Raw genomic sequence first — 7,321 nt, 5'->3', positions numbered from 1 at the left:
GTCTTTGCCCAGCATGTCGCCATTGGCGATACGGAACAGCAGGCTGTAGCCAATTTGGCCAGCGGCGCCAGTGACGGCAACGCGCATTGCAGGTTTGGTCATGGTAATCACTCCAAGGGATTAAAAATTGAAGGCCATAGTTTAGCCCCAAACGCTTTCGCCTTGTTGACTTATCGTGGGTTTGAATGGCTTAGACTTTCAAAAGTCCTGTATAAGATATAAGATACACCTTCATCATTAACCGGCGCGCCGCTGCATTCACCCGTGAACCCCACTTTCAGCCCCTTGTATCAGCAAATCAAAGGTTTGTTGATCAAAAGCCTGCAAGATGGCGAATGGAAGCCAGGCGAACTCATTCCTTCCGAGACAGAGCTTGCTGCAAGATATGGCGTGAGCCAGGGCACGGTGCGCAAGGCCATCGACGAGCTGGCTGCCGAAAATCTGGTGGATCGCAAGCAGGGTCGGGGCACGTTTGTTGCTACGCACAACGAGGCCAAATCTGAATACCGTTTTTTGCGCCTTGCTGCCGACGAAGAGCCCTCAGCCAAGCCCAAGTCTACTTACCTCTCTGTAGAGCGGGTTCGCGCCAATTCCCAGGTGGCCAAGCTTCTCGATATCAAGGCCAGCGATTCCGTGTTTGTGGTCAAGCGGGTGATGCGATTTGAAGGAACCCCCAGGATTTTCGATGAGATCTGGTTACCGGCCTCTCAGTACAAAGGCCTCACGCTAGAGCGCTTGCAGCAGTGGAACTCGACCTTGTATGGGTTTTTGGAGAGCGCATTCGGTGTTCGAATGTTGCGAGCCAGCGAGCATATCAAGGCGGTAAGTGCCAACGCAGAGCAGTCTGAACATTTGCAGGTGGCCACCGGCACCCCTTTGCTGTTGGTGGAGCGCCTGTCGCTCACCTACGCAGATCGCCCTGTGGAGTTGAGGCGCGGGTGGTATCTCACGGACCGATTTTCTTACAGGAATGAATTGTATTGAATTGATACAAATGTTTTGCGGGCAAACCCTGTGTTTTGGGCTGCTTTTCTAAAAAATAGAAAAAGTTGCAGCTTTCTAGCGAAAACGATTTGGTTCAAAATACAGCGTTGTCTGGCTAATGTTTTGTGAAAACTCACAGGCCCATTAACCCACTTTTTATAAGAACATTGAGCATGTCAAACACTGTTGCGAAGAAACGTCCGGAATACCGGAACATTCATGTCACCCAAATTTTGAAGTATCGCCTGCCGTTGGCGGGCAAACTTTCTATCCTTCACCGTGTCAGCGGCGCTGTGTTGTTTTTGGCGCTGCCTGTCATTTTGTTGCCACTTTTCGACAAAAGCCTCACCTCTGAGCTGACTTTTCTGGAGATGAAAGCGCTGGTCGATGGCTGGTTCGTGAAATTGGTGCTGCTTGGTCTGATCTGGTCGTACCTGCATCATTTCTGCGCAGGCATTCGCTACCTGGTGCTGGATCTGCATGTGGGCACCGAGAAATACGCCGCCAGCAAAAGCGCCGGCATCGTGTTTGCAATCAGCCTCAGCCTTACCGCGCTGTTTGGTCTCAAATTGTTCGGAGCGTTTTAATTATGGCAAATAATATTGGTTCCAAGCGCTTGGTGGTTGGCGCGCATTACGGCCTCAAAGAATGGGTCGCTCAACGTATTACCGCCGTCATCATGGCCGTGTACACGTTGGGCTTGTTTTTGGCGGTGCTCTTCACCCCTGATCTCGACTACGTCAAGTGGGTTGGTTTCTTCAACTTCACTGTGCTCGCCTTCCCGCTGGGCAAAATTTTGGCTTTGTTGGCCATCCTTTCCTTGTGCTACCACGCTTATATCGGCATTCGCGATATTTGGATGGACTACGTGAAGCCCACAGGCATTCGTCTTACATTGCAAGTTTTCACGGCATTGTGGCTTATCGGTGCGGCCGGCTACGCTGCTGACATTCTTTGGAGGGTCTAAAAGTGACTGCAGTTAAAACAAACCTTCCACGTCGTAAATTTGACGCGGTAATCGTCGGTGCAGGTGGCGCAGGTATGCGTTGCTCTTTGCAACTGGCCGAAGCTGGCCTCAATGTGGCTGTGCTGTCCAAGGTGTTCCCAACCCGCTCACACACCGTGGCGGCGCAAGGTGGCATCGGCGCATCTTTGGGCAACATGTCCGAAGACAACTGGTATTGGCATATGTTCGACACCGTCAAGGGGTCCGACTACCTCGGTGACCAAGACGCCATTGAATTCATGTGCCGTGAGGCGCCCAAGGTCGTCTACGAGCTTGAGCACTTTGGCATGCCTTTTGACCGCAACCCCGATGGCACCATCTACCAGCGTCCTTTCGGTGGTCATACCGCCAATTTTGGAGAAAAGCCTGTGCAGCGTGCCTGTGCAGCGGCTGACCGCACTGGTCACGCGCTGCTGCACACGCTTTACCAACGCAATGTGCGCGCACGTACCCAGTTCTTTGTTGAATGGATGGCGCTTGACATCATTCGCGACGCCGATGGCGACGTGGTGGGTGTTACTGCACTCGAAATGGAAACTGGCGAAATCATGATCCTTGAAGCCAAGGTCACCGTGTTTGCCACCGGCGGTGCGGGCCGCATTTGGGCTGCTTCCACCAACGCCTTTATCAACACTGGCGATGGCATGGGCATGGCGGCTCGTGCTGGCTTGCCGCTTGAAGACATGGAGTTCTGGCAATTCCACCCCACTGGTGTGGCGGGTGCTGGCGTGTTGGTGACCGAGGGTGTTCGTGGCGAGGGTGGTATCCTGCTCAACAGCGAAGGCGAGCGTTTCATGGAGCGTTACGCGCCAACCCTGAAAGATCTGGCGCCGCGTGACTTTGTGTCGCGCTCCATGGACCAAGAAATTAAAGAAGGCCGTGGCTGTGGTCCCAACAAAGACCACGTGTTGCTGAAGCTTGACCACCTGGGTGCAGACACCATCATGAAGCGTCTGCCATCCATTCGCGAAATTGCGATCAAATTCGCCAACGTCGACCCCATTAAAGAGCCCATTCCCGTGGTTCCAACCATCCACTATCAAATGGGTGGTATTCCGACCAACTTCTATGGTCAGGTGGTGGCCCCCAAAAAGCCCGGTGGTCCTCAGGAAGTGGTCAATGGCATGTACGCCATCGGCGAGTGCGCTTGTGTGTCTGTGCACGGTGCTAACCGCTTGGGCACCAACTCACTGCTTGACCTGGTGGTGTTTGGTCGTGCTGCGGGTAACCACATTGTTTCGCAAAACTACAAAGCGAAAACCCACAAAGATTTGCCCGCCAATGCTGGCGATTTCACCATGGGCCGTGTAGACAAACTCATGAACAGCACCAGCGGCGAGCGCACCCAAGATGTTGCCAACGGCATTCGCGCCAAAATGCAGCATCACTGTGGCGTGTTCCGCACCACCGAGTTGATGAACGAAGGTGTCAAGGTGATCAACGAGCTCTCGGAGCAGGCTGAAAAAATCTTCATCAAGGACAAGTCCAAGGTGTTTAACACCGCTTTGGTCGAGGCGCTGGAGTTGGCCAACCTGACCGAGACCGCCAAGGCCACCATGGTGTCCGCAGCCGCTCGCGAAGAAAGTCGCGGCGCTCACGCTCACCGCGACTTCCCTGAACGCGATGACGACAAGTGGATGAAGCACACCCTGTGGTACTCAGAGGGCAACCGCCTGGAGTACAAGGCAGTGAACACCAAGCCGCTGACTGTTGAAACATTCCAGCCCAAAAAGCGGACTTTCTAATCAAGGATTCGAGGTAATTAACATGAGCGGAAAGCGTACAGTTAAATTCGAAATTTATCGTTACGACCCAGACACTGGCGAAGCACCCAAAATGCAAAAGCTGGAAGTGGAGCTGGAACCCACCGACAAAATGCTGTTGGACGCGTTGATGCGCATCAAGAGCGATGTGGATGATTCCCTGGCTTACCGCCGGTCTTGCCGTGAAGGTGTGTGTGGCTCCGATGCCATGAACATCAATGGTAAAAACGGCTTGGCCTGCATCACCAACCTGCGCGACCTGAAAGAACCCATCGTTCTGAAGCCGCTGCCAGGTTTGCCTGTGGTGCGCGACCTGATCGTCGACATGACTCAGTTTTTCAAGCAATATCACAGCATCAAGCCCTACTTGGTGAATGAAACACCTCCCCCAGAGAAGGAGCGTTTCCAGTCACCCGAGGAGCGTGAGGAGCTTGATGGTTTGTATGAATGCATCTTGTGTGCATGTTGCTCCACAAGCTGCCCATCGTTCTGGTGGAACCCCGACAAGTTTGTTGGCCCCGCAGGTTTGCTTCAGGCTTATCGCTTCATTGCAGACAGTCGTGACCAAGCCACTGGTGAGCGCCTGGACAATCTGGAGGATCCGTATCGTTTGTTCCGTTGCCACACCATCATGAATTGTGTGGACGTGTGCCCCAAGGGCTTGAACCCGACCAAGGCCATTGGCAAGATCAAAGAGTTGATGGTGCGGCGCGCCGTCTAGAACTCTTGTTCGGATTTTTTTGAACAGATCGGGGTTGTGCGCTGCAAAACCCCGTTTTTTTTGTTGTAGTTTATGAGCAATCAGAGTCATCAAGCCGATCCCACACAACGCGCGCGGCTGCGTTGGAGAGCCCGCCGAGGTTTGTTGGAAAACGACTTGATTATTCAGAAGTTTTTCGACAAGTACGAGTTGGAGTTGACCGACGAGGACGTCGCTGCCCTAACCGTGCTTTTTGAAGAAATTGACAACCACCTGCTCGATCTGCTGCTGGGCCGCAAGGAACCGGATGGCGATCTGGACACCCCGCAAGTGCGCAGGGTGATCCAAATGATGAAAGATCTTTAATTTCAAACCATTAGAAGGAAATCCGATGAGCACTGAACACAAGGCCACGCTGTCGTTCTCCGACGGCACCCCCTCGGTTGAATTTCCCATCCACAAGGGCACCATTGGTCCGGACGTCATCGACATCCGCAAGTTGTACGGAGCCACAGGCAAATTCACATACGACCCCGGTTTTCTGTCAACCGCGTCGTGCAATTCCTCGATCACTTACATCGACGGAGACAAAGGCGAACTGCTGTACCGGGGTTATCCCATTGAGCAGTTGGCCACCAACTGCGACTTCCTTGAGGTTTGTTACCTGCTGTTGAACGGCGAACTGCCCAACGCGCAAGAAAAAACCGATTTTGATCGATTGGTGACCAAGCACACCATGGTCAATGAGCAGATGAATTTCTTCCTGCGCGGTTTCCGCCGTGATGCGCACCCCATGGCTGTCATGACTGGTCTGGTGGGTGGCATGTCGGCGTTCTACCCTGATTCCATGAACCTCATGGACAAAAACCAGCGCGACATCTCTGCCATTCGCCTGATCGCCAAGATGCCAACCTTGGTTGCCATGGCGTATAAATACGGCATTGGGGCGCCCAATATGTACCCCAAGAACGATTTGTCCTACACCGCCAACTTCATGCGTATGATGTTCGGCAACCCTTGCGAAGAGTACGAAGTCAATGACGTGTTGGTCCGCGCCATGGATCGCATCTTCATCCTTCACGCCGATCATGAGCAAAACGCCTCCACCTCGACCGTGCGTTTGTGTGCTTCTTCTGGCACCAACCCGTTTGCTGCCATCGCGGCCGGCGTGGCCTGCTTGTGGGGTCCTTCGCATGGCGGTGCCAACGAAGCCTGCCTGAACATGCTCACCGAAATCCAGCAAAACGGTGGCGTAGAAAAAATCGGCGACTTCATCAACAAAGTGAAAGACAAAGACTCTGGTGTGCGTCTGATGGGCTTTGGCCACCGTGTTTACAAAAACTACGACCCACGTGCCAAGCTGATGCGCGAAACCTGCCACGAGGTGCTGAACGAATTGGGCCTGCAAGACGACCCCTTGTTCAAGATCGCCATGGCGCTTGAAAAAATCGCCTTGGAAGACGAATACTTCGTGAAGCGCAAGTTGTACCCCAACGTGGACTTCTACTCTGGTATCGTCCAAAAGGCGATCGGCATTCCCGTTCCGTTGTTTACAGCCATCTTTGCCCTGGCACGCACCGTGGGCTGGATTGCTCAGCTCAACGAAATGATCGCCGACCCCGAGTACAAAATTGGCCGTCCGCGCCAGTTGTTCAACGGGGCAGCGCCTCGCAATGTGAAACCCGTGAGTGAGCGTTAATCGCTTTTTCAAGGTCTCTAGCACCGTCAAAGGCCTCTTCCCAGAAGAGGCCTTTTTCTTTCCCTCGAAGTTGATCCATCAGTTTGCCAGGCTCCAAGAGCAAGAGCAGGTTGGAAGGGGTTTTTACCAAGCCAGCCAACAGTGGGTTTTTGCCAAGTAATTGTTCTGTGGGTTGAATTTCTTCAACTGGAATGTTGGGAATCTCGCCCAAGGCGTCTGCACGCAGGGCAAGCGTCATTCCGTCTTCGCTGCTTTTTAGCAAAACAAGCTGAATGGGTTCCTGTCGGGCATCGGATTGTTGGTATTGCTCCGTCTGATCCATCAACACCGCGAGGTCCAACACAGTGACAGCCCTGCCTTTGTGCAAGGTGCTGCCCAACACACAGGGTTGGGCATTTGGCATGGTGGCCAAGTGCTTGGCCACAAAGGATTCCTGCACCTGCGCGGTGTCTACGCCATACCATTGCGAACCCACGCGGAAAGTTGCCACTTCCAGATTGCTGTGTTTGGTTGCTTCGCTGCTTCGCAAATGTTCGAAGCAAAGCGGCTTGGTCTTTTGAGGCTGTACCTCCACACCCATGTCCATGAGGTACACCCCGGTCAAGTTGTTTTGGTAGCAATCTTGCTCACTTTTGTATTCGCGATAGTTCGCTGAATTGCAGCAGCCTACCGCATACACCACGCCATCCATACTCAACACCTGATGCCAGTGGCTTTGCTTCTGGAAGGGGGTTGTAAAGTGCAATGGAAGTTTTAATTGTCCATTGTGTATAAAGCGATTGCTGGTGGAAGAAATCACGTTTCCTTCTTCATCGACAATATAGGCCATGGCCGCGTGGTGACCCGCCATGGACTCTCGCAGGATGGCTTCAAACTGAGGCTCTGCATCAAACACCAGCACCACCGCGCCCAGTGCTTTGGTGTGGCTTGCGTCGTTCTTCAGCACTGGGGCACAGTACAGGTAGGTGGGCCTGCCGGCATACAGGGGGCTTTCCTCAAATGGAGACACCGCATAGTGCTGCTTGTCATTTAGCCGCAGGGCTTGAGCAAGCCAGGGCGTGTCCAGCTTGTCCACGCCGTGGCAGGGCTGGCTGCTACAGACCACCTTGCCTTGTACATCCACCAGCAACACGTTGGTATACACGGTGTATAAATCGTTGATGTGCTTG

Annotated in this window: 8 protein-coding genes and 1 pseudogene; 7 read left to right on the top strand and 2 right to left on the bottom strand. The window is 53.3% G+C overall.

What is annotated here, in order from left to right:
• Positions 1-102: pseudogene (locus ACEQU8_RS13840) on the bottom strand (malate dehydrogenase); the annotation flags it as partial.
• A 162-nt stretch (positions 103-264) separates the two neighbouring features.
• Here ACEQU8_RS13840 and ACEQU8_RS13835 point away from each other — a divergent pair.
• The 7 genes from ACEQU8_RS13835 (at position 265) to ACEQU8_RS13805 (ending at position 6,152) form a co-directional block, all read left to right on the top strand.
• Positions 265-984, top strand: coding sequence for a GntR family transcriptional regulator (locus ACEQU8_RS13835; protein WP_370264377.1), 720 nt, complete (start codon positions 265-267; stop codon positions 982-984).
• Positions 985-1,157: 173 nt separating this feature from the next.
• Complete coding sequence (gene sdhC, locus ACEQU8_RS13830; RefSeq protein ID WP_370264376.1) at positions 1,158-1,571, top strand: succinate dehydrogenase, cytochrome b556 subunit; 414 nt, start codon at positions 1,158-1,160, stop codon at positions 1,569-1,571.
• Positions 1,571-1,951 (top strand): succinate dehydrogenase, hydrophobic membrane anchor protein, encoded by a 381-nt coding sequence (gene sdhD, locus ACEQU8_RS13825; protein WP_370264378.1) that lies wholly within the window; start codon positions 1,571-1,573, stop codon positions 1,949-1,951. The genes sdhC and sdhD overlap by 1 nt, the downstream gene beginning before the upstream one ends.
• Before the next feature lie 2 nt (positions 1,952-1,953).
• Positions 1,954-3,735: a succinate dehydrogenase flavoprotein subunit gene (sdhA, locus tag ACEQU8_RS13820; RefSeq protein ID WP_370264375.1), complete on the top strand. Its 1,782-nt coding sequence runs from the start codon at positions 1,954-1,956 to the stop codon at positions 3,733-3,735.
• A gap of 22 nt (positions 3,736-3,757) precedes the next feature.
• Positions 3,758-4,474 (top strand): succinate dehydrogenase iron-sulfur subunit, encoded by a 717-nt coding sequence (locus ACEQU8_RS13815; protein ID WP_370264373.1) that lies wholly within the window; start codon positions 3,758-3,760, stop codon positions 4,472-4,474.
• A 72-nt stretch (positions 4,475-4,546) separates the two neighbouring features.
• On the top strand, positions 4,547-4,819 hold the full coding sequence (locus ACEQU8_RS13810; RefSeq protein ID WP_370264372.1) for a succinate dehydrogenase assembly factor 2: 273 nt from the start codon (positions 4,547-4,549) through the stop codon (positions 4,817-4,819).
• Between the two features lie 25 nt (positions 4,820-4,844).
• Positions 4,845-6,152, top strand: a complete 1,308-nt coding sequence (locus ACEQU8_RS13805) for a citrate synthase (protein WP_370264371.1) — start codon at positions 4,845-4,847, stop codon at positions 6,150-6,152.
• Here ACEQU8_RS13805 and ACEQU8_RS13800 read toward each other — a convergent pair.
• Positions 6,106-7,321 (bottom strand): chemotaxis protein CheW (locus ACEQU8_RS13800; protein ID WP_370264369.1); only part of this gene is annotated, 1,216 nt, incomplete at its 5' end. The genes ACEQU8_RS13805 and ACEQU8_RS13800 overlap by 47 nt on opposite strands.

The organism is Limnobacter sp. (genome assembly GCF_964228395.1).
Classification (GTDB): domain Bacteria; phylum Pseudomonadota; class Gammaproteobacteria; order Burkholderiales; family Burkholderiaceae_B; genus Limnobacter.
The sequence above is the reverse complement of the archived record's forward strand: the minus strand, read 5'-3'. Positions and strand labels throughout refer to the sequence as shown.

Excerpts from the sequence above, each read along its gene's own strand:
- ACEQU8_RS13805 (WP_370264371.1), top strand. The coding sequence starts at position 4,845 with ATGAGCACTGAACACAAGGCCACGCTGTCGTTCTCCGACGGCACCCCC.
- ACEQU8_RS13810 (WP_370264372.1), top strand. The coding sequence starts at position 4,547 with ATGAGCAATCAGAGTCATCAAGCCGATCCCACACAACGCGCGCGGCTG.
- ACEQU8_RS13815 (WP_370264373.1), top strand. The coding sequence starts at position 3,758 with ATGAGCGGAAAGCGTACAGTTAAATTCGAAATTTATCGTTACGACCCA.
- sdhC (WP_370264376.1), top strand. The coding sequence starts at position 1,158 with ATGTCAAACACTGTTGCGAAGAAACGTCCGGAATACCGGAACATTCAT.